Source organism: Cognatitamlana onchidii (assembly GCF_004804355.1).
Taxonomy (GTDB): Bacteria; Bacteroidota; Bacteroidia; order Flavobacteriales; family Flavobacteriaceae; genus Cognatitamlana; species Cognatitamlana onchidii.
In genome coordinates, this window is the sequence record NZ_SRWZ01000006.1 from 166,069 (window position 1) to 189,911 (window position 23,843).

Here is a 23,843-nt window from a genome sequence, read left to right on the forward strand (position 1 = left end):
TGTTTGATTTAGGGTACTCAAATATACATTTATTTTTTTAACTATGGAATATGGAGGTTTTTTAAGACATGTTGAAACAACCTAATTAGAGTATAAATGATATAATGAATTAGAAAAAACCAAGCGATAATGCATTTAAGAACCAAAATATTCATCCTCTATTGAGAACCACACCAATCAAACTATGATCGGACAATAATGTTTTAGTATTTTTTGAAGTTCTTATTTCTAAATCTGGAGACACCCATATTTGATCTAATGACAATAAAGGAAGCCCCCAAAACCAGGTTTCTCTAAACCCATTTCCTTTGGAAGAAAAAAAATATTTATAATTATCTTTTATTTTTTTTAATAGTGTAGACTCGTATGGCACGTTAAAATCTCCCAATATAACCGTATTCTCTTTTGCAAGAATAACCTCATATAAAAAACCTATTTCCCATAATCTTGGAACGTCTATACTACCTGTGACATCAACTGCATAAAAATTGATTTCCGCTGTTTTAAAATTAACCACACTGGTACTATAGTGGGTAGTAGTATCTTTTACTATAGTTAGTGGTGTTTTTGAAAAAATTCGTAATTCCCTCTTGCCTTGATAAAAATAAAAATCAGGATATTTACCTTTTAATTTATTGAAATTATAATCATTTGATTCTGTTAAAACCAAAACATCTGGAATACCCTTATTAATTTCAATAGCCGTTTTAAAACCATTATCTCTTGAAGCATTCCAAAAAACTATTTCTAAATCTGATTTTTGAGGTTTTATAGGGAAGCTCATCCTAAAACTTCTTCCTATCCAAATAATAAATACAAATCCAGCGATGATTAAATTATACTTTCTGTATTTACCTAAAAAAACGGATAAGCATAAAATTATAAAAACTATAATTGGTAATGGAAATGAATAAAACCAAATTGCATATTTAAAGGACGTATCTCTTACAATAAAATACAGAAGTAATAATGCTACTATAATAGCAATATTGACAATTAAATATAAACCCTTTACTAGTTTCAACATCTACCTTAATGGAAACCCTTTTGCAGCCCACCATGGGTGAACCTCAACTTCTAACCTTCCTGCCTTTACCATAGGATCGGCATTAGCTAAACTATCTACCATCTTTAATGTTGGTACATTATAAATGGTAACGCCTCTAATATTCCCATCATCACCAAAAGGACCAGATATATCGGCATATCCTAACTCATACATTTTTGTTAAATGTGATAAGTGTTGCACCTGTAACTCTGCATCTTCCTCTTCATTTTGCCCTCGTATGGGCCCCGTTTTTAAAAAAACCATAAAATATTGCTGCATTAACACTGTATCCTGAGTTTTTTCATCTACGTAATCAAAGATTTTAAAACCTTTGCTTAAAAGCGCTTCTTTTTTTTCTTTTACAGTTCTTATTGGTGCGTCTTGCACTTCAACAATAGAATCCACTTCAACCTCAACTTCGTCTAAAACAACCTCTTCTGATAGACTAGGTTGGGATGCCTTTTTACATGATTCCGTCATTACTAATAGTAATAATACAGCTAAAATTTTTTTCATTTGATACATGTTTACGAGTCCCAAGTATTATAAGGACGTTTACTTAATAATGAGTTATAATATTTAATATCTCCTGTTACTTCAGTATCTAACCAATCAGGTTTTTCAAAATCTTCAATAGTTGATTGAAGCTCAACTTCTGCAACAATTAAACCTTTATTTTCTCCAAAAAACTCATCAACCTCATAAGTATGAGTTCCACATGTTACTTCGTACCTAATCTTATCAATTATGGTTGGCTCACACAGCTTCAATAAAGCTATAGCCTCCTCTTTAGAAATGGACTTTTCCCATTCAAATCTTGACAACCCATCATGCGATGACTTCCCTTTTACAGTAAGAAAACCCAAATCACCTTTAATTCTTACGCGTACCGTGCGCTCTTTGTGAGTATTAAGAAACCCTTGACAAATTCTGGTTTGTTTAAAAGCCTGTTTTTTAAAAGCCTGAGACTTCACTAAAAACTTTCGTTCAATTTCTATCATAGAAATGTAATAAAATTAATAATGGACACCGAAAGGTAATCATTAAAACTCATTTATTAGTTAAATTTACATGATGTCTGATAATCTTCCAAAACGCAAAATTATTCATGTAGATATGGATGCTTTTTATGCCTCTGTTGAGCAAATGGATAATCCTAAACTGCAAGGAAAACCAATTGCTGTTGGTGGAGGAAGTAAGCGAGGAGTGATTAGCGCTGCTAGTTACGAAGCAAGAAAATACGGGGTTAAAAGTGCCATGGCGGGTAATTTGGCTTCTAAGCTTTGTCCAGAACTTATCTTTGTAAGGCCACGTTTTGAACGTTATACTCATATTTCTAAACAACTTAGAACCATATTTTTAGATTATACAGATTTAGTAGAACCGCTTTCTTTAGATGAAGCTTATCTAGATGTTACAGAAAACAAAAAAGGTAACCCAAGTGCATCATTAATTGCAGAGGAAATAAGGTTTAGAATTTTAAATGAAATTGGTTTAACAGCTTCAGCGGGAATTTCTATCAATAAATTTATAGCAAAAATAGCCAGTGATTACAATAAACCTAACGGACAAAAAACTGTTAACCCAGAGGAAGTCATCACATTTTTAGAGCAGCTTGATATTAGAAAGTTTTATGGTATAGGCAAAGTAACTACTGAAAAAATGTACCAAAAAGGTATTTTTACAGGACTCGACTTAAAACAAAAATCGTTAGAATACCTCGAGGCCAACTTTGGCAAATCGGGACGCTACTTTTACTACATAGTTCGAGGTATTCAAAATAGTGAAGTTACACCTAACCGCATAAGAAAAAGCTTAGCGGCAGAACGTACTTTTAAAGAGAATTTATCATCGGAAGTTTTTATGCTTGATAAACTCGAACATATTGCTGAAGAAGTTTCTAAACGATTAGCTAAAAGTAAAGTTGCTGGAAAAACGGTAACGCTAAAAATAAAGTATAGCGATTTCACCTTGCAAACTAGAAGTAAAACTTTATCATATTTTATACGTGACAAAAGTGTGATCTTAGAAACGGCAAAAGATTTGCTCTATCAAGAAAAACTAAATAATTCAGTACGATTATTAGGTATCTCTCTTTCCAATTTAAATACTGAAAAAAAGGAAGCCGACCTTAAAAATCACCAAAGTAAACCTGTGCAAAAGCAAAGTGTCAGTGTGCAGTTACGGTTTGAGTTTTAGATTCAAAATCAAATACATTTTTAGCCTAATTAGGACTAATTGTGGTTAATTATTTATTATTCACGATAAACTAAAACTTCTATCTTCCGTTCAAAATTTGATAGGTAAAATGAAAACATTCTTTATGCTTGCAATACTTACAGTTTTGCACATGCCTTTACTTGCTCAAGTAGAGGCACCTTCTAAATTACCATCACAACGATTAGAAAGTGAGTTTTTTACTGACAATTCTGGTGATTTTACTGCATCTCAAAGAATTACATTAGTTAATAATCCAGGTGATGATTCATCTACTTTAAACACCAATATAGCAGCGCTTTCTAATACCGGCGGTGGTGTAATAACCATACCAGCAGGTACTTGGGAATTTGGAGAAATTGTATTGCTTTCTAATGTACATTTAATGTTTGATGAAAATGCTATTGTAAAACCTGTGCTTTCATCTAAAATTGATAAATCTATTTTTGTATTAGGATTTAATAATGCCAGTATTTCTAATGTAAGTATTCGTGCTATAAGTGGTAAGTTTACATTAGACATGTCTGAAATAAGTTATGACCTAAGAGTATTACCTTTTAATGTCAAAGATTTGGATAATTTTATGATCGCTGGTTGTCATGTTATCGATAAAAGAACAATACACTCTACAGTAAACTGTGGTGTTAGTAGAAACAATAATGTATGGGCAGGAGCTAGGAATGGTGTAGTAAAAGACATTACTGTTGAAAATGCTCATGATGGTTATGGTGCTGTTCAGGTAAGAGTTGGTGAACGTTTATTTTTTAAAAACATAATTTCTCTTAGTGGTGGTGCCACATTACGTATTGAAACTGATGCACACGAAACAACGAACCTACAAGCGCCAAGAACTGTAACTCGAGTTTCTGAAATTTCTGGTTATAACATAAAATGTAATGAAGGAAACTCTGCTGTAATGATACAACCTTGGGGAGTAACAAATGGCTGGTTTGATGTAGAAAAGATTGAAGCCACAAGTTGTAAAACAACCGTAAGAGTTGATAGAGCTTTTGTTGATGTAAATGCTGATGATATTGGTAGCTTTGATCCAGACTCTAGAATTACTGATGTAACTAGTACTTACGGAACCAATGCACATATTAAAGATGGAAGTTTTAAATCTGTTCCTTGTGCCTTAAGAAACCTAATTAGTAATACTGCGCTTGAAGGTACTGGTGGTAGATGGTTTGTAGGTCCTACTATCGCACCAGTTTTATATACCGCAAGTAGTGATGGTCCTGATGATCCAAGATATTACAGAGTACGTATCCCATCAGAAAGTGAGCTTGCAGCACAATCATCAAATTTTCCGGATAATTCATTAGTAATATCTCGTTGGAATCATACAAGAACTAATTGTAATGGTGGTAATGGTTTAACTTTTCCTATTACTGGTTTATCTGTTTCGCCTGCAGAATCAAGTATAACTACAGACGAGACTACACAATTAACAAAAATAATTACTCCCAACGGGGCTACAAATAAAGGTGTTACTTGGACGTCTTCAGACGAGGATGTTGCTTATGTAGATCAATGGGGTGCTGTTACTGGTATTAGTGAAGGTATTACAACTATAACCCTTAATAGTACAGAAGGCAATTTTATTGCCACAGCAACAATTAAAGTAGAGAATAGTTTAAGTACTGATGTTTTTACAAATACCAAGCCTCAAATAAAGATATACCCCAACCCAATATCTGATAAAGATTTGTTTATTAATTTTAGCCAAACCCTAAATGAGCCTTTAATAGTTATATATAATGTAAAAGGGCAACAAGTCTACGAAAAGTCGTTTAAGGGAAGCATCGATAAAATAAAAATTAACACTTCAGAACTTCAATTAAATTCAGGGTTATACTTCCTTTTGATAAAAAATGAGCAGTACAACCTTAATTTAAAACTGGGTGTTCAATAAAGCAAAGCTTACAAGTCTAAGACAAAATAAAATAATCTCTAAACTAAAGTACTTATTAGTTTTATTTCTTCGCTTTATAAAAATATATGCTTTCATTTAGAAACTACAGCTCCCTATTTCTGTAACACTTAAAGTGTTTACCATCCCCTTAGCCTTCATAGGCATGGCTGCTAAACTAATAAACATATCACCCACATCGAGATAACCCTTTTTACAAGCAATGGCACTCATATCCTTAATGGTCTCATATGTACTAACAAACTTATCATAATAAAAAGCTCGTACACCCCACAACAAACTTAAACACTTTAAAATACGCCTATTTGATCTAAAAACTAAAATATGGAATGAGACGGTCTCCAAGCAGAAATTTGAAATGCAGTATACCCAGTATTAGTATAGTAAGTTTAGAAATGGCTTTTGCACCAATCTCGTTTGCCATATTTGCAGCGTGAAAACAAATGGGCTTTGTAATATAGCGACTGGTGCGAATAGGGGGCGGCCATTGTGGTACTTGAATTAAGGTAGAAGTCACTAGAATTTTAAGACTCTGATTTTGGGAAATCTGGACGCTATTATTACCATATCGCTAGAGGTATTCATAATAGCGAGGTAAAACCCAACCGAATACGAAAGACCTTAGCTACTGAGCGCATCTTTAGTGAAGATTTATCATCGGAAGTTTTTATGCTTGATAAACTCGAACATATTGCTGAAGAAGTTTCTAAACGATTAGCTAAAAGTAAAGTTGCTGGGAAAACGGTAACGCTAAAAATAAAGTATAGCGATTTCACCTTGCAAACTAGAAGTAAAACTTTATCCTATTTTATACGTGATAAAAGTATGACCTTAGAAACGGCAAAAGGTTTGCTCTATCAAGAAAAACTAAATAATTCAGTACGATTATTAGGTATCTCTCTTTCTAATCTTAATACAGAAAATAGAGAAACAAAGGAAAAAAACAGTATCAGCGTACAATTAAACTTCAAATTTTAAACAACTACACCACTGTATTTAACCTGGCCAATGAATTTGAAATAAAAAATAATTAATTTGGTTGTCAATTAACAATGCCTAACTTGACACCAAGAGTTTTTATCAGATTTAAAAATGGAACCCAAAACGTTAAACTAATATTTATAAAACATTTATGATGTTTTTCTCATAATACATATTATGAAAAGAACAACCAAACCTTGATATCTAAATTACGACTAAACAACATGAGCCTTCCACAAAAACCCTCTCTTTTAAACAAACTATTTATCTCAATATTGGTTTTTACCAATCCGCTATTCATGGAATATGTTATGGCCGAGGTTAAACTTCCTGCTATTGTTTCTTCCAACATGGTCTTACAACGAAATACTACAGTTACGCTGTGGGGCTGGGCAGATGCTAAGGAAAAAATATCTGTAGAACTATCTTGGCTAAATACTCCTTTAAAATTAGAGGCTAGTGAAAAAGGAACTTGGCAAATTAATGTAGAAACAAACAATAGTAGGAAGCCCCAAACTATTAAAATAAAAAGTGACACATCAAATCTCTTATTAGAAAATGTCGTATTTGGTGAGGTATGGCTCTGTTCTGGGCAATCCAACATGTTCCAGCCTATGAAAGGGTATAAAGGACAGCCCACTTTTAGCTCTACATTGACAATTGCAAAGTCTTCAAACACAAAATTACGTCTGTTTACTGTCAAGAAAGTAGGCTCTAGAATACCGGTTGAAAATATTGAAGACTATATCTCCTGGCAGCAAGCAACACCAAACAACGTTGCAAACTTTAGTGCTGTGGCGTATTTTTTCGGTCAACAATTGCAAGCCATTTTAGATGTTCCGGTTGGCCTAATTCATACGTCATGGGGAGCAAGTAAAATTCAAGCTTGGATGAGTAAAGACGCTCTAAAACCCTTTCAAGAGGTTAGCCTTGAAAATGCAAACCTAAAAAAAGCAAACCGAATTCCAACAGCACTCTTTAATGCTATGATTTATCCCTTAGTAAACTATAAAATTAAAGGCGTTTTATGGTATCAAGGCGAGGGAAATCGCAATGAACCCGAAAACTATAAAAAACTATTTCCCGCTATGGTAAAAGATTGGAGGACATTATGGGGACTTGGAGACTTCCCTTTCTACTTCGTTCAAATAGCTCCTTACTGGTATAATGATAATAGTGCCTTCCAATCTGTTACTAATACTGCCTTTATGCGCGAAGCGCAACTACAATGCCTGGACATCATTCCAAATTCGGGTATAGCCATTACCATGGATATTGGAGATGAATATTGTATTCATCCTCCAAAGAAAAAAGAAGTAGCTGATCGACTACTACTTAATGCCCTTCATAATACTTACGGATTCGAAACTGTTGAGTATACAGCTCCTAGTTATAAATCTTTTGAATTAAAAGATAACAGCGTAGTTCTAAAATTTAACAATGTAGGCAATGGTCTATTTACTTATGATCAACTAGAAGGGTTTGAAATTTCTGGAAACGATAAGGTATTTTATCCCGCAGAAGCTAAAATTATTAATGGCCAAGATATTCTTGTAAAAAGTGATAAGGTCACGAGTCCAGTAGCGGTAAGATACGCATGGAGTAACTGGACTAAAGGCAGCTTATTAGGCACAAATCTTCTACCTGTATCTTCGTTTAGGACTGATTTATGGAATGATAATGACGCTACTCGTCCCAAAAAGATATAACCTCTAAAGGTGACAATACTATTATAAAGTAAAAAAACGAAATGCGTCGTAAAATCACTATGCATTTCGTTTATTATTAAATATTAGGAATCCCTATCCCAATAATATGTCAAACACGTGTAAAAGTCTAAAAACTACAGCTCTCTATTTCTGTAACACGTAGAGTATTTACCATCCCTTTAGCCTTCATTGGCATGGCTGCTAAACTAATAAGCATATCGCCTACGTCTAGGTAGCCCATTTTACAAGCTATGGCATTTACATCCTCAATAGTCTCATCGGTACTAACAAACTTATCATAATAAAAAGCTCGTACACCCCACAACAAACTCAAACGCGTTAAAATACGCCTATTTGATGTAAATACTAAAATATGACATGACGGTCTCCAAGCAGAAATTTGAAATGCAGTATACCCACTATTAGTAAGTGTAGAAATGGCTTTTGCACTAATCTCGTTCGCCATATTTGCGGCATGATAACAAATGGACTTTGTAATATAGCGATTGGTGCGAATATGAGGCGGCAATTGTGGTACTTGAATTAAAGCAGAATTCTCAACACTTTTAAGAATATCAGACATTTGTTTAATGACCTGAATAGGATATTGACCAACAGACGTTTCCCCCGATAACATTACAGCATCTGCACCATCCATAACAGAGTTTGCTACATCATTAACCTCAGCTCTTGTTGGTGTTAAACTAGAAATCATGGTCTCCATCATTTGCGTAGCAATAATAACAGGAATTCTTGCTTTTTTAGCACGTAATACCAGTTGCTTTTGAATAAGCGGCACCTCTTGTGCTGGCACCTCAACACCTAGGTCACCACGAGCAACCATTAAACCATCACAATGAGCAACAATTTTATCTATATTCTCAACTGCTTCTGGTTTTTCAATTTTTGCTACAATTGGAATTTTATAATCGGAATGCTTAGCAATAAGATCTCTTAACTGCATCAAATCTTCAGCATGTCTTACAAACGATAACGCAATCCAGTCTACATCAAGGCTAATAGCAAATATAGCATCCTTTATATCTTTTTCGGTTAATGCAGGTTGCGAAATATCTGTGTTAGGAAGATTAACCCCTTTTTTAGATTTTAAAGGACCTCCTTGTATAACTTTAGCTTTAACCTCAGATTTTTTATCGGTAGATACGACTTCAAAAATTAACTTTCCGTCGTCTAAAAGGATACGCTCTCCTGGCTTCGCATCTTGAGGAAAACGATCATAAGTCATATATACACGTTCTTTTGTCCCTTCAAAACGTTCTCCTGTAGCAAAAATAATCTCGTCGCCTGGGTTTACAACAACCTCTTCCTTCATAACGCCCACACGAAGTTTTGGACCTTGTAAATCTGCAAGAATAGCAGCGGTAAATCCATACTCATCATTAAGCTCACGAATCATTTTAACACGTTCAGCTACATCATTATAATCAGCATGAGAAAAATTTATTCTGAATACATTAGCACCCTCTTCTAGCATTCCCTTTAAGACTTCTTTAGAGCTTGTAGCGGGACCAAGAGTTGCTACTATTTTTGTCTTTTTTAATATTGTTGACATTAGTTAAAAATTAAATTGTCTTTAGATTTCAATTTACTAGAATCAATACTATAAGCAGTGGCAACTTGTGGAATTCTTAAAATACTATCTACGATATATTTTTCTTTATTAAAGCTAAAATCGCTTTCTATTTTTAAAAAAAAGTTGACCGTTTTATGTTCTGGTAATAAATGAAATGTTTTTATTATTTTTTCTTGAGTGTCGAATAACGACCTAATTTCTCGTTCTTTAAGTTCTTCTGTCTTACAAATGTTTGACACCAAACTCCAAGTTATTAGCTGTTTATGGTCTTCCCATTCGTAAATAGCGTATGAAGCCTCTCCATCATTAAAGTCTAAATCAGAAGCTTTTCTAGTAAGCGCAGTACCTAAGTATTTATTTATTAAATAGGCTAATCTATAATCTTCAAGCCTACAATGCACTGCAATTAAGGTATATAGCGCCTCATCCAAAGTATCTTCTAAAATAAACTTATGAACAGCCATAATTCGCATTAAACTTCGGTAAATATAGTATTAATATGCTTTTGTCGTATCACAATTAGGGCAATGTTAACATGAAAATCAACTAAAACGTTGTAGTGAATTAACAAATGTTAAGCCTACTTTAAATCATTTGTGACATCCTGCTCTGGAACACAAAAAAAGCACGTTTTGAAGCTTTTTCTTCAGCTTTTTTCTTTGAAGTTGCACGTGCTTTAGCTACTACTTTATTATCTATTGATAACTTTACTGAAAAATGCCTTACATCGTCATTTCCAGTATCCTCATACACATTATAACCAAATGTCTTTTTTTCTTTTTGGCACCACTCTATTAGTAAACTTTTATAACTAATTACTTTACCTTCTAGTTTTTCTATATCAACATAGGGTTTTATAACTCTTCGATCAATAAACTTTTCACAATACCTATACCCTCGGTCTAAAAAGATAGCACCAACAAGCGCTTCAAAAAGGTTGCCATGAATATTATCTCCAAACTGACCTGAAGGTATCTTGCTCTCTACAAGATCTATTAACTTTAAATCTTTACCAAGTTCATTTAAATGCTCTCTACTTACTACCTTAGATCGCATTTTTGTTAAATATCCTTCATCGCCACCTGGCACCTCCAAATATAAATGCGATGCGATGACAGAACTAAGCATGGCATCCCCCAAAAACTCCAAACGCTCATAGTTAAAAGGATTCCCTTTACTATCTCTAATATTCATGGAGCGGTGTGTAAAAGCTCTTTTGTAGTATTTAAGGTTCTTTGGCTTAAAGCCCAGCATTTCATTTAAGGCCATAAAAAAATTCCCGTTACGTTTAAAACGGGAATTTAGTATGTTACGAATGCTATCCATTCGGGATTTAATCTATTTTCTTGAATAATACACAGGCGTTGTGTCCGCCAAATCCAAAGGTATTACTCATTGCTACTTTTACGTCGCGCTTTTGAGCCTTATTTAAAGTTAAATTCAATTCAGGGTCAATTCTTTCGTCAACAGTTGAATGGTTAATGGTTGGCGGCACTACGCCATTTTCCATCGCCAATATTACTGATATCGCTTCGATAGCTCCAGCAGCCCCTAAAAGGTGCCCTGTCATAGACTTTGTTGAATTGATATTTATATGCTTAGCGTGACTACCAAATACTTCTGAAATTGCTTTTAATTCTGCAACGTCTCCTAAAGGTGTAGATGTACCATGTGTATTAATATGGTCAACATCTTCTGGTTTCAGACCTGCGTTTTCTAAACAATTTTTCATAACCGCTATAACACCAATGCCATCTGGGTGTGGCGCTGTCATATGATGTGCATCAGAAGACAATCCTCCTCCAATAAACTCTGCATATATTTTAGCGCCTCTTGCTTTAGCATGTTCATACTCTTCCAAGACAAGAGCTCCTGCTCCTTCACCTAAAACAAAACCATCCCTGGTAGCGTCAAAAGGTCGTGATGCTGTTTCTGGGCTATCGTTTCTTGTTGATAAGGCATGCATAGCATTAAAACCTCCCATACCAGCAATCGTGACAGCAGCTTCACTTCCTCCTGTAACTACTACATCTGTATGTCCTAAACGAATAGAGTTTAAAGCATCAAACATCGCGTTGGCAGAAGAGGCACATGCCGAGACTGTGGTATAATTAGGCCCCATAAAGCCATGTTTTATAGAAATATTCCCTGGTGCTATATCAGCAATCATCTTAGGAATAAAAAACGGGTTAAATCTTGGTGTTCCATCTCCAGCTGCAAAATTTAAAACTTCTTGCTGAAAAGTTTCTAAACCACCAATACCTGCTCCCCAAATAACACCAACACGTAACTTATTAACTTCATCTAGATTAAGCTTAGCATCGGCAATGGCCTCATCGGCCGCTACCATAGCGTATTGGGCAAATTTGTCCATTTTACGCGCCTCTTTTCTATCGAAAAAATCGTTAACGTTATAGTTTTTTAATTCGCAAGCGAATTTCGTTTTAAACTTATCGGTATCATAATATGTTATAGGCGCAGCCCCACTTTTTCCACTTATTAAACCATCCCAATATTCATCTTTGGAATTGCCAATCGGTGTTAAAGCTCCTAATCCTGTGACTACAACTCGCTTTAATTCCATAAAGTATTTGCTTGTTTTTAGCTTATTTTGCTTCTTCTATATAAGAGATAGCTTGACCAACTGTAGCAATATTTTCAGCTTGATCATCTGGTATTTGAATATCGAATTCTTTTTCGAACTCCATAATTAACTCTACAGTGTCTAAAGAGTCTGCTCCTAAATCGTTAGTGAAACTAGCCTCAGAAACTACTTCGTTCTCATCTACTCCTAATTTGTCTACGATAATCGCTTTTACTCTTGATGCAATGTCTGACATAATCTTTTAATTTTTAAGTTTTAATTAGTTGGCAAAAATAAAAAACTTTATTTTTAAAATACATCTTTCCAAAAAAAATGTGTTGGTAATTTACTAAAATTACTTTTAAGTATTTATATTTTTACCTTCTAATTGTTAATAATTATTCTTTTTTTTGTTCGAATAATCTTAACACTATAGTCTGTAAAATGAAACGTATTGTAATTTTTGCGTCCGGAGGTGGAAGTAATGCAGAAAATCTGATAAAGTTTTTTCACAACAGCGATAATGCATCTGTTATTCAAGTACTTTGTAACAATCCTCATGCCAAAGTTTTAGATCGTGCCAAAAGACTTCAAGTAAGCGCCTTTTCATTCAACAAGATAGCCTTTACAAAAACCAACGATGTACTAAACATTTTAAAAGCAGCAAAACCAGATTTAATAGTATTAGCAGGGTTTTTATGGAAATTTCCTGAAAACATATTAAATGCTTTCCCAAACAGAGTTATTAATGTACACCCTGCTTTACTGCCTAAATTTGGAGGTAAAGGTATGTACGGCATGCATGTGCATGAGGCAGTAGTTAAAAACAAAGAAACCGAAACAGGAATTACCATACATTATGTGAATGAACATTATGACGAAGGCGCCATTATATTTCAGGCATCTTGCAAGGTTAGCCCAACTGATACGCCGCAAGATGTGGCATCCAAAATTCATGAATTAGAAATGAAACATTTCCCTGAAGTGGTGGAATCATTGTTATTGCAACAAGAGTGAATCTTAATAACAGACATTCATAGTCTAACATAATATGTCTAAGAAAAAGAAATACTATACCGTTTGGAAAGGGCATCATACAGGCGTTTTTGACTCATGGAACGATTGCAAAGCTCAAATAAAAGATTACCAAGGAGCTCAATATAAATCTTTTTCAACATTCGAGGCTGCAAAGAAAGCTTTAAAAGGTCATTACAAAGATTATGTAGGGAAAAACAAATCATTTATAAGCGAACTTTCTGCTGCTGAGCTCAAGAAAATTGGACAACCTAACTATAATTCCATTGCGGTTGATGCCGCTTCTAGTGGCAACCCTGGCATTATGGAGTATAGAGGCGTAGACACAAAAACAAAGCAACAATTATTTATCCAAGGCCCCTTTGAAGAAGGCACGAATAATATTGGTGAATTTTTAGCTATTGTTCACGGGTTAGCCTTTTTAAAAAAGAACAATAGCAATAGAATTATATATACAGACTCTAGAACAGCCATGAGCTGGGTGAAAAAGAAAAACTGTAACACGAAGTTAGACAGAAACTCAAAGAACAAACCTGTATTTGATCTTATTGACCGCGCTATTATGTGGTTAAAAAACAACTCGTATAACACTACCATAGTAAAATGGGAAACCAAAGCATGGGGCGAAATCCCTGCGGATTTTGGAAGAAAGTAAACACACCTATATCCTATTTATTAGCAGAAGTGAGACGTACACGCATTTCAAGAAAATATTCTTCAATTAGTATTAAAATGACGTATATTTGCAGCAAATTATCAGGTCTCTTTTATGAGTAAATTAGTTATAGTGGGAACCGTGGCATTTGACGCTATTGAAACCCCTTTCGGTAAAACCGATAAAATTTTAGGTGGTGCAGCTACTTTTATTGGTTTGGCTGCTTCTCACTTTGATATTGACGCGGCTGCTGTTTCTGTAGTTGGTGATGACTTTCCTCAAGACTATTTAGATCTCCTATCTAATAAGCATATCGATACATCGGGCATTGAAGTTGTTAATGGAGGTAAGACTTTTTTTTGGAGCGGACGCTATCACAACGACATGAATTCTCGCGACACTCTAGTTACCGAATTAAATACCTTAGCAGACTTCAACCCAGTAGTTCCTAGTGATTATAAGGATGCGGAAGTCGTTATGCTCGGGAACCTTCATCCCCTAGTACAATCGAGTGTTTTAGACCAAATGTCGAAAAAACCAAAACTGGCTATTTTAGACACAATGAATTTTTGGATGGATTGTGCTCTAGATGATTTACGAAACGTAATAAAACGCATCGATGTTATTACAATAAATGACGAAGAAGCAAGACAATTAACTGGAGAATACTCGTTGGTTGTAGCAGCAAGAAAAATCTACGAAATGGGACCAAAGTACGTGGTTATTAAAAAAGGAGAACATGGGGCTTTACTATTTCATGACGACCATGTATTTTATGCTCCAGCTTTGCCTTTGGAAGAAGTTTTTGATCCAACCGGGGCAGGAGACACTTTTGCTGGAGGATTTGCTGGATATTTGGTAAAAACAAATGATTTTTCATTTGAAAACATGAAAAACGCTGTTATTTATGGCTCCACTCTTGCCTCCTTCTGTGTTGAAAAATTTGGAACCGAGCGTATGCAAACCTTATCAAGTAGCGAAGTCCATAAACGACTGCTACAGTTTAAACAATTAACACAATTTGATATAGAACTAGGATAATATAACGCGCTCTAAAACTGGGTGCGTTTTTTAATTATAAACAATTACTATGAGCTTATTCAACAACATGAATAACGCGAAAATATTTATTTTATGAGTGATGCCTTAAAACACGAATGTGGAATAGCCGTTATCAGACTTTTAAAACCATTAGAATACTACAAGGAGAAATACGGTAGTGCATTTTATGGTGTAAATAAAATGTATTTAATGATGGAGAAACAGCACAACCGTGGTCAAGACGGAGCTGGATTTGCAAGCATTAAATTAGATACGCAACCAGGACAACGCTATATAAGCAGAGTACGTTCTATTGCCCAACAACCTATTCAGGATATTTTTGGCCAAATAAATGATCGTGTAAATAAAGAGTTTAAGGCCCACCCAGAATATAAAGATGATGTTGCTGCTCAAAAAAGAAACATTCCATATATAGGCGAAGTTTTATTAGGCCACGTGCGTTATGGTACTTTCGGAAAAAATAGTGTAGAAAGCGTTCATCCTTTTTTAAGACAAAATAATTGGATGCACAGAAATTTAATCATGGCTGGAAACTTTAACATGACCAATGTTAAGGAACTATTTTCTAACCTGATTGAACTAGGTCAGCATCCAAAAGAATATACAGACACCATTACTATAATGGAGAAGATAGGGCATTTCTTAGACGATGCTGTTAGTAAAATTTATAAAGACCTTAAAAAAGAAGGCTATAACAAAAGACAAGCTTCCCCACTTATTGCTGAGCGCTTAAAAGTTGCCAAAATACTTAGAAGAGCAGCTAAAAACTGGGATGGAGGGTATGCCATGGCGGGATTAATTGGTCATGGAGATGCATTTGTTTTAAGAGATCCTGCTGGAATAAGACCTGCCTATTACTACAAAGATGACGAAGTGGTAGTAGTTGCCTCGGAACGCCCAGTAATTCAAACAGTATTTAATGTAAACTTTGAAGATGTTAAAGAGCTAGAGCCTGGCCAAGCCATCATCACCAAAAAATCCGGAGAAGTTAGACTTAAACAAATTTTAGAGCCACTAGAGAAAAAATCTTGTTCTTTTGAGCGTATTTATTTCTCGAGAGGAAGTGATGCCGAAATCTATCAGGAACGCAAAATGCTTGGTAAGCTATTAATGCCAAAAGTATTGGAAGCGATTAACAACGACACAAAAAATACGGTGTTTTCCTATATTCCAAATACAGCGGAGACCTCATTCTTTGGAATGATTGAAACAGCTGAGGCATTCATCAATAAAACAAAAACACAAGCCATACTTAATGGCCAGCGATCTTTATCAGCAGCTAAAGTTACGGAGATTTTGTCTGAACATGCCCGTGTTGAAAAGATTGCCATTAAAGATGTCAAACTAAGAACGTTTATAACGGAAGACAGCAGCAGAGACGATTTAGTTGCTCACGTATACGATGTGACATACGGAGTTATTAAACCTAATGACAATTTAGTTATTATTGACGATAGTATTGTACGAGGAACTACTTTGAAAAAGAGTATTTTAAAGATGCTAGACCGCTTAAACCCTAAAAAGATTATTGTCGTGTCTTCTGCTCCACAAATACGCTATCCGGACTGTTATGGAATTGACATGGCACGACTTGAAGATTTAATAGCCTTTAGAGCTGCCCTGGAACTACTTAAGGACTCGGGTAAATACGATGTAGTGGAAACTGTTTATAATAAATGTGTTACTCAAACAGACTTAGAAGACAAATTCGTACAAAACTTTGTAAAAGAAATATACGACCCATTTACGGATGAACAAATTTCTGATAAAATATCTGAATTGTTAAGTGATGACAGCATCAAGGCCGAAGTGAAAATTATTTTTCAACCAGTAGAAAACCTACATAAAGCCTGTCCAGAGCATTTAGGAGATTGGTATTTCACTGGAAACTACCCGACCGTTGGAGGTAATCGTGTGGTAAACAGAGCTTTTATTAATTTTTACGAAGGAAACAAAGAACGAGCCTATTAATTAGGATATTCTTAATATTTAACGTTTAAACCGCAAATAACGTATTTCACCCCATAAATATGTTATTCGTCTAAAAAATATTCAGATTATCTAAAATACACATAACTTGGTCTCACCATAACATAAGTAGGTTAAGTTCATGGTAGATTTGGGGCAAAAAAAGGTGAACGCTTGTTCGCCTTTTTTTATGCGATTTAGTTTCCATCTAATTTACCCAAATGCTTATACAGTTCATCCCTTTAAAAGTGCGCTAACTCGCTTAAGCCAATAATTGCGCCGTTCAACTAAAATATTTTAACAAACTCTATAAAGCATATATCTTTGACTCACCATAACATAAGTAGGTTAAGTTCATGGTAGATTTGGGGCAAAAAGGTGAACACTCGTTCACCTTTTTCATTTTATAACAATTATCATTCCAAAGCATAAAAAAATCGTCTAGAAATTTCTTTCTAGACGATTTTAACGTTCTAATATTATTTATGCCTACTTAGCTTCAGCGTAGCGTTTTTCAACTTCGTTCCAGTTAATTACATTAAAAAAAGCACTAATATAATCCGGACGACGATTCTGATAATTCAGATAATAAGCGTGTTCCCATACATCTAATCCTAAAATTGGTGTACCGCCACAACCAATGCCTGGCATTAATGGATTATCCTGATTTGCTGTTGAACAAATTTCAAGTTTACCCCCTTCGTGAACACATAACCAAGCCCAACCTGAGCCAAAACGTGTAGCTGCAGCTTTGCTAAACGCAGCGATAAATTCGTCTTTAGACCCGAAAGTAGCTTCAATAGCATCTTTTAAATCTCCAGAAAGATACCCTCTATCCTCAGGGTTCATAACCGTCCAAAACAATGAGTGGTTAAAAAAGCCACCTCCATTATTTCTCACAGCTCCATTATCCATATCCAGATTCGACAAAATGTCTTCAATAGATTTTCCGTCTAAATCGGTTCCTGAAATTGCATTATTTAAATTATTAGTATAGCCTTGATGATGTTTTGAGTGGTGTATCTCCATGGTGCGTGCATCCATGTGAGGCTCTAAAGCATCGTAAGCATATCCTAATTTCGGTAATTCGAAAGCCATAATTATTTGTTTTAAATTAATTTTTAAATTCATCAAATTTACACTAAAATCGAGTCAATTAAAAATAATTAATTGTTATCAAACCATTGATAGTTTTTATCTTGTATTCAAATATATTTTTATGTTAAAAACATCGTCCTTTACCATATATAACGCTTCTGCTGGTAGTGGAAAAACCTACACATTAGTAAAGGAGTATTTAAAATTGTTGTTTCAATCGGACAACCTATTTCATTTCAAACGTATTCTAGCCATCACCTTTACCAACAAAGCGGTAACTGAAATGAAAGAGCGCATTATTAATACGTTAAGATTATTTTCTGAAGACGATGTCCTTGAATCGTCAAACAGTATGTTTGAGACTATTTCTTCTGAATTACAAATACAACCAGAGCGACTTCAAAAAAAATCCAAGCAACTTTTACAAACCATTATTCATAACTATGCTTCTTTCGACATTTCAACAATCGATGGTTTTACTCATAAATTAATTCGAACTTTTGCTCATGATTTGAAACTACCCCTAAACTTTGAAGTAGAATTAGATCAGGACACCCTTCTAAATGAAGCCGTAGAAAGCCTAATAGCAAAAACAGGAACTAACAAAATTCTAACCAAGACCTTGGTAGAATTCGCATTAGAAAAAGCCGACGACGATAAAAGTTGGGATATCTCTTATGATTTTAATAAAATAGCTAAGCTATTAATTACCGAAAACGACAAACCTTTTATTGAAAGTCTAAAGCACAAAACTCCCGAAGATTTTGAAAGGTTAAAAAAACAGTTAACCCAAGAAATAAATGATACTGAAGCGATAATAACCAAAATTGGCAAAGACGTTATTGCTTTAATAAAAAACTCGGGATTGGAGTTTAGTGATTTTTCCGGAGGTTATTTACCAAAGTATTTCGACAAATTAGCCAGTTCAAATTTTAAGGTTAGCTACGACTCTAACTGGCAAAAAGACTTAGAAAATAAAACCCTCTACCCTAAACGGGTTTCAAGAGACATCGCCTCGGTTATTGAAGCGCTTCAACCTCAAATCGCAAAAGCATTTCATTGTAGTAAAACTTCCATTTTTCAATTAAAATTTTTGAAAGCTTTTTATAAAAACATCACGCCCTTATCGGTCTTAAACGCTATAAATAATGAACTCACGCTTCTTAAAGAAGACCAAAACAAAATGCTTATCTCTGAGTTTAACACTATAATAAGTGAAGAAATTAAAGAGCAACCCACGCCATTTATATATGAACGTATCGGTGAAAAATTTAAACACTATTTTATTGATGAGTTTCAAGACACCTCTATTATGCAATGGACAAATCTAATTCCTTTACTAAATAATGCGGTTTCTACCGAAGGGGGAAGTACCATGCTTGTTGGAGATGCTAAACAGGCTATTTACCGCTGGCGTGGTGGTAAGGCCGAACAGTTTATCGATTTGTTTAATAAAACAACCTCTCCTTTTCAAATAGAGCAGAGTGTTGAAAATCTTCAGGAAAATTACAGAAGTTTTAAAGAAATTGTAAGCTTTAACAATGGTTTTTTCAAATACCTAGGGGCTCATTTTTTTGAAAATAGCACGCATCAAACCTTGTATGAACAAGCTGTTCAAAATAGCACACAAGACCATACTGGTTATGTTGAATTGTCTTTTTTAACCCCCAATAAAGATGATGATAGGAATGCCCTGTTTTCTGAAGTTACTTTAGATAAGATATATGATTGCTTGAATAATGGATTCCATTATGAAGATATCTGTATTTTAGTAAGAAAGAAAAAAGACGGTATTGCCACCGCTAATTACCTAAGCCTTAATAATGTGCCCATTATCTCTTCCGACACCTTATTATTAACAAGTGCACCCGAGGTAAATTTCATTAACGACCTATTAAGTCTTCTTAATCAACCCACCAACAATGAGATAAAAATTAGAATTTTAAATTATTTGTCAACTTCATTAAAACTTGACGACAAACATGCCTTCTTTTCCAAACATATCACATTAAACCTTTCTGATTTCTTTAAAAGCTTAGAAGCTTACAACATCAAAATATCCAGTCAAAACTTGCTTCAGCTACCCTTGTACGATTTAGCAGAAACCATCGTAAGAAGTTTTAATCTAGTTTCCTCATCGAACGCTTTCGTCCAATTTTACCTAGATGTTATATTGGACTTTTCAGAAAAAAAAGGATCGGACTTATCAGGTTTTTTAGAGTATTTTGATAAGAAAAAAGACACCTTAAGTATCACATCGCCTAAAGGACAAAATGCCGTTCAAATTATGACTATCCATAAATCTAAAGGCTTAGAGTTTCCAGTTGTTATCTTCCCTTTTGCAGACCTAGATATTTATAAAGAATTAGAAGCTAAATCCTGGTTTAAAATAGATGATAGCAAGTATTCTGGATTCACTCATACCTTGTTAAACTACAATAAAGATTTTGAGTTTTTTGGAGAAGAAGGTAACTATATTTACCATAAACATAAGGCAGAGCTTGAACTAGACAATATTAATCTTCTATACGTTGCATTAACAAGAGCAGTTGAACATCTATACATCATATCTTCAAAAGACATGTCTTCAAAAGGAGATGTTAACTCGAAAAAATATTCTGGCTTACTCATTAATTACCTCCAGCAGATAGGCATTTGGAATGCTAATGAACTGGTCTATAGTTTTGGAACGCCACAAAACTCCTCTCGTGGGTGTTTGGAACAAAGTGCAACACCCCTTGAACCATCTTTTATTTCTACCGCTAAAGAAGAACACAACATAAAAGTTGTCACAAAATCGGGGTATCTTTGGAATACCAATCAACAAGAAGCCATTGAAAAGGGAAATCTAATTCATGATATTTTGGGGCAAATCATTACGGCAGATGATATAGACCTTGTTGCAAATGAATTCTTAGTATCAAATAAAATTAACTTAGAACAATCCATAGCTCTTAAAGAACTTGTCTTAAGTATCACTAACCACCCTAAACTCAAAAAATATTTCAGCGGAAAAGATATCGAAACCCATAATGAGCGTGACATCATATCAACTGATGGCATTATTCTAAGACCGGATCGAGTAAGTATCAATTCGAAAAATGAAGCCACAATTATTGATTATAAGACTGGACTAGAAGATAAAAAACACGAGCAACAACTTAAATCCTATGAAGATGCTCTTGAAGACATGAATATAATTGTAGAAAAAAAGATTCTTGTATACATAAATAACGATATTAAAGTTAAAGATGTGTAAATTTGCGAAAAACGCAAAAACATGTACGGAAAACTGAAGAATCACCTTCAAGAAGAACTTGAAACGTTAAAAAACAACGGACTTTTCAAAGAAGAACGAATTATTACCTCTGCCCAAGGTGCAGAAATCACCTTAAATACCGGGGAGACTGTACTTAATTTTTGTGCCAATAATTATCTAGGGCTTTCTTCTCACCCAGACGTTATAAAAGCCGCAAAAAACACTATGGATACCCATGGATTTGGCATGAGTTCGGTACGTTTTATTTGTGGCACACAAGATATTCATAAAGAATTAGAGCAAAAAATAGCTAACTTTTATCAAACCGAAGACACCATATTATATGCCGCAGCCTTTGATGCCAACGGAGGTGTTTTTGAACCCCTACTAGGAAAGGAAGATGCGATTATTTCAGACGCACTAAACCATGCCTCCATTATTGATGGTGTTCGTCTTTGCAAGGCCGCTAGATATCGCTACCAAAATAATGATATGACAGACCTTGAACAACAACTTATTACAGCCAATAAAAACGGTGCAAGATTCAAAATAATAGTTACCGACGGCGTGTTTTCTATGGATGGCTTGGTGGCACCCTTAGATAAAATTTGTGATTTGGCCGATAAATATGAAGCCTTAGTTATGGTAGATGAATGTCATGCCGCTGGATTTATTGGTAAAAATGGGATAGGTACATTAGAAGAAAAAAACGTATTAAACAGAGTAGATATTATTACCGGCACTTTAGGGAAAGCTTTAGGTGGTGCAATGGGAGGTTATACCACTGGGAAAAAAGAAATTATTGAAATATTACGTCAACGTTCTAGGCCGTATTTATTTTCTAATTCTCTTGCGCCTTCCATAGTTGGTGCATCCATAAAAGTATTCGATATGTTATCTCAGAATACAGAATTAAGAGACACCCTAGAACGGAATACCAATTACTTAAAATCGGGTCTTAAAAAAGCAGGCTTTGATGTTGTTAACGGAGATTCGGCAATAGTACCTGTAATGCTTTATGATACGAAATTATCTCAAAAAATGGCAGACCTACTCCTTAAAGAAGGTATTTATGTTATTGGCTTCTTTTTTCCGGTGGTCCCTAAAAATAAGGCGCGTATTAGAATTCAACTTTCAGCAGCTCATAAAAAAGAACATTTAAATAAAGCCATAAGTGCCTTTACAAAAATTGGAAAGCAATTAGATATTATCTAAAATCGTTCTGAACTACCTATTAACAAAGAGAATCTTCAATATTTTTATATATTTGTCTTTGTTAATAAAATTTAACAACTTACATTTGTTTACAATTAACACTTAAAAATTAAACTTTTGAATATGAAAAATCTTAGCAGATTATTGGCTGCAATGTTGCTTGTACTAGTTTGCAGCAATGTTAATGCACAAGACAAAAACAACCCATGGCAAATTACCATTGGGATTAACGCAGTGGACTTTTTTCCAGTAGGAGAGGACTTTCCTCAAGGTGACTATTTTGATGAATTCTTTAATGTAACAGATCATTACAACATCTTACCGTCGCTTTCTACAATTTCTGTTTCTAAATACCTAAACAACGGCATTTCTTTTGGTGTTGCGGGTTCATTAAACAAAATTGATAAATTTGGAGAAGCTCCTGCACCTGATTTATCTTATTATGGTCTTGATGGTACCATCAAATATAATTTCATTGAAGGGACAACTCTGGATCCTTTTGTTGGCGTAGGTGGTGGTTACACCTGGGTTGACGAAGTAGGTGCTGGAACCTTAAATGGAACTGTTGGTGTTAACGTATGGTTCTCAGAAAATGTTGGTTTAACTGTTCAGTCATCATACAAACATGCTTTCGAAGATTACTTATCTAAACACTTCCAACACACTGCTGGACTTACTATTAGATTTGGAGGAACAGATACTGACGGTGATGGCATTTACGACAAGGATGATGCTTGTCCTGAAGTTGCTGGTTTAGAAGCTTTCAATGGATGTCCTGATACTGACGGTGATGGTATCCAAGATAGTAAAGATGACTGTCCAAACGAAGCTGGTTTAGCTGAATTTAACGGATGTCCTGATACAGATGGTGATGGCGTTCCAGATAAAGACGATAAATGTCCTACGGTTGCTGGTTTAGCATCATTAAGCGGTTGTCCTGATGCTGATGGTGACGGTGTTGCCGATGGTGATGATAAATGTCCAGATGTTGCTGGTCCTGCTGCTAACCAAGGATGTCCTTGGCCAGATAGAGACGGTGACGGTGTTGTAGATAAAGACGATTTATGTCCAGATGTTGTTGGTACTGTTGCTAACAACGGTTGTCCTGAAGTTACAGAAGCTGTTAGAAAAGCATTAAACGCTTATGCTAAAACTATCTTATTCGATACAGGAAAAGCTTCCATCAAAGCACAGTCTGGTGAAGTTCTTCAAAATATCATTGATATCTTGAAAGAATACCCTAACGCTAAATTTAACATTGAAGGTCATACCGATAGTGTAGGTAGCGAGTCTTTAAACCAAAAACTATCTGACTCTAGAGCTAACTCTGTTAAAGATTACTTAGTTGACGGTGGTATTGATGGCGGTAGATTATCTGCTAAAGGATATGGAGAGTCTAAGCCAATCGACACAAACAAAACTAGAGCTGGTAGAAGAAATAACAGACGTGTTGAAATTAACTTAAACAAAGATTAATTCTTGACT

At 34.8% G+C, this 23,843-nt stretch carries 19 protein-coding genes and 2 pseudogenes; 11 read left to right on the top strand and 10 right to left on the bottom strand.

The features are described 5' to 3' along the window. Positions 1-151 precede the first annotated feature (151 nt). Genes E5D58_RS12305 through E5D58_RS12315 form a run of 3 tightly spaced genes read right to left on the bottom strand, consistent with a single transcriptional unit; the run spans position 152 to position 2,049 of the window. A complete protein-coding gene (locus E5D58_RS12305; protein WP_136482188.1) occupies positions 152-1,027 on the bottom strand; it encodes an endonuclease/exonuclease/phosphatase family protein in 876 nt (291 codons plus the stop codon). Next, entirely contained in the window at positions 1,028-1,564 is a 537-nt protein-coding gene (locus E5D58_RS12310; RefSeq protein WP_136482190.1) for a YciI family protein, read from the bottom strand. Between the two features lie 11 nt (positions 1,565-1,575). Beyond that, positions 1,576-2,049 carry a CYTH domain-containing protein gene (locus E5D58_RS12315; protein WP_136482192.1) on the bottom strand — a complete coding sequence of 158 codons (474 nt, stop codon included), beginning with the start codon at positions 2,047-2,049 and terminating at the stop codon, positions 1,576-1,578. A 73-nt stretch (positions 2,050-2,122) separates the two neighbouring features. Here E5D58_RS12315 and dinB point away from each other — a divergent pair, with 73 nt between their 5' ends. Further along, positions 2,123-3,247 (top strand): DNA polymerase IV, encoded by a 1,125-nt coding sequence (dinB, locus tag E5D58_RS12320; RefSeq protein WP_136482380.1) that lies wholly within the window; start codon positions 2,123-2,125, stop codon positions 3,245-3,247. Positions 3,248-3,356: 109 nt separating this feature from the next. Further along, a complete protein-coding gene (locus E5D58_RS12325) occupies positions 3,357-5,180 on the top strand; it encodes a T9SS type A sorting domain-containing protein (protein WP_136482194.1) in 1,824 nt (607 codons plus the stop codon). A 96-nt stretch (positions 5,181-5,276) separates the two neighbouring features. Here the strand turns inward: E5D58_RS12325 and E5D58_RS12330 are convergent. Next, positions 5,277-5,712: pseudogene (locus E5D58_RS12330) on the bottom strand (pyruvate kinase alpha/beta domain-containing protein); the annotation flags it as partial. A 14-nt stretch (positions 5,713-5,726) separates the two neighbouring features. Here E5D58_RS12330 and E5D58_RS12335 point away from each other — a divergent pair. Continuing rightward, positions 5,727-6,176 (top strand): annotated as a pseudogene (locus E5D58_RS12335) (DinB/UmuC family translesion DNA polymerase); the annotation flags it as partial. A 227-nt stretch (positions 6,177-6,403) separates the two neighbouring features. Continuing rightward, complete coding sequence (locus tag E5D58_RS12340; RefSeq protein WP_136482198.1) at positions 6,404-7,888, top strand: sialate O-acetylesterase; 1,485 nt, start codon at positions 6,404-6,406, stop codon at positions 7,886-7,888. A 127-nt stretch (positions 7,889-8,015) separates the two neighbouring features. Here the strand turns inward: E5D58_RS12340 and pyk are convergent, their stop codons facing one another. The 5 genes from pyk to E5D58_RS12365 all read right to left on the bottom strand — a co-directional run bounded on the left by pyk (position 8,016) and on the right by E5D58_RS12365 (position 12,322). Then, entirely contained in the window at positions 8,016-9,461 is a 1,446-nt protein-coding gene (gene pyk / locus E5D58_RS12345) for a pyruvate kinase (protein WP_136482201.1), read from the bottom strand. Beyond that, positions 9,461-9,946, bottom strand: coding sequence for an IPExxxVDY family protein (locus tag E5D58_RS12350; protein WP_136482203.1), 486 nt, complete (start codon positions 9,944-9,946; stop codon positions 9,461-9,463). Before E5D58_RS12350 ends, pyk begins: the two co-directional genes overlap by 1 nt. Positions 9,947-10,067: 121 nt before the next feature. Beyond that, positions 10,068-10,808 (bottom strand): ribonuclease III, encoded by a 741-nt coding sequence (gene rnc, locus E5D58_RS12355; RefSeq protein WP_136482205.1) that lies wholly within the window; start codon positions 10,806-10,808, stop codon positions 10,068-10,070. Between the two features lie 7 nt (positions 10,809-10,815). Further along, the gene (fabF, locus tag E5D58_RS12360) at positions 10,816-12,066 is read right to left on the bottom strand and encodes a beta-ketoacyl-ACP synthase II (protein WP_136482207.1); all 1,251 of its coding nucleotides are present in this window, start codon (positions 12,064-12,066) and stop codon (positions 10,816-10,818) included. 22 nt (positions 12,067-12,088) lie between these two features. Next, the gene (locus tag E5D58_RS12365) at positions 12,089-12,322 is read right to left on the bottom strand and encodes an acyl carrier protein (protein WP_047247024.1); all 234 of its coding nucleotides are present in this window, start codon (positions 12,320-12,322) and stop codon (positions 12,089-12,091) included. A gap of 188 nt (positions 12,323-12,510) precedes the next feature. Here E5D58_RS12365 and purN point away from each other — a divergent pair, with 188 nt between their 5' ends. The 4 genes from purN (at position 12,511) to E5D58_RS12385 (ending at position 16,789) form a co-directional block, all read left to right on the top strand. Then, entirely contained in the window at positions 12,511-13,083 is a 573-nt protein-coding gene (gene purN, locus E5D58_RS12370) for a phosphoribosylglycinamide formyltransferase (RefSeq protein ID WP_136482209.1), read from the top strand. 34 nt (positions 13,084-13,117) lie between these two features. Next, the gene (locus tag E5D58_RS12375; RefSeq protein ID WP_136482211.1) at positions 13,118-13,756 is read left to right on the top strand and encodes a ribonuclease H1 domain-containing protein; all 639 of its coding nucleotides are present in this window, start codon (positions 13,118-13,120) and stop codon (positions 13,754-13,756) included. 114 nt (positions 13,757-13,870) lie between these two features. Further along, positions 13,871-14,797 carry a PfkB family carbohydrate kinase gene (locus tag E5D58_RS12380; RefSeq protein ID WP_136482213.1) on the top strand — a complete coding sequence of 309 codons (927 nt, stop codon included), beginning with the start codon at positions 13,871-13,873 and terminating at the stop codon, positions 14,795-14,797. Between the two features lie 93 nt (positions 14,798-14,890). Further along, on the top strand, positions 14,891-16,789 hold the full coding sequence (locus E5D58_RS12385) for an amidophosphoribosyltransferase (RefSeq protein ID WP_136482215.1): 1,899 nt from the start codon (positions 14,891-14,893) through the stop codon (positions 16,787-16,789). A gap of 486 nt (positions 16,790-17,275) precedes the next feature. Here the strand turns inward: E5D58_RS12385 and E5D58_RS12390 are convergent, their stop codons facing one another. Further along, on the bottom strand, positions 17,276-17,884 hold the full coding sequence (locus E5D58_RS12390) for a superoxide dismutase (protein WP_136482217.1): 609 nt from the start codon (positions 17,882-17,884) through the stop codon (positions 17,276-17,278). Positions 17,885-18,005: 121 nt separating this feature from the next. Between E5D58_RS12390 and E5D58_RS12395 the strand changes: the two genes are divergently transcribed. The 3 genes from E5D58_RS12395 to E5D58_RS12405 all read left to right on the top strand — a co-directional run bounded on the left by E5D58_RS12395 (position 18,006) and on the right by E5D58_RS12405 (position 23,834). Next, positions 18,006-21,143, top strand: a complete 3,138-nt coding sequence (locus tag E5D58_RS12395) for a UvrD-helicase domain-containing protein (protein ID WP_136482218.1) — start codon at positions 18,006-18,008, stop codon at positions 21,141-21,143. A gap of 21 nt (positions 21,144-21,164) precedes the next feature. After that, a complete protein-coding gene (gene kbl / locus E5D58_RS12400) occupies positions 21,165-22,358 on the top strand; it encodes a glycine C-acetyltransferase (protein WP_136482220.1) in 1,194 nt (397 codons plus the stop codon). A 123-nt stretch (positions 22,359-22,481) separates the two neighbouring features. Beyond that, positions 22,482-23,834 carry an OmpA family protein gene (locus tag E5D58_RS12405; RefSeq protein WP_136482222.1) on the top strand — a complete coding sequence of 451 codons (1,353 nt, stop codon included), beginning with the start codon at positions 22,482-22,484 and terminating at the stop codon, positions 23,832-23,834. The last annotated feature ends 9 nt before the right edge of the window (positions 23,835-23,843 follow it).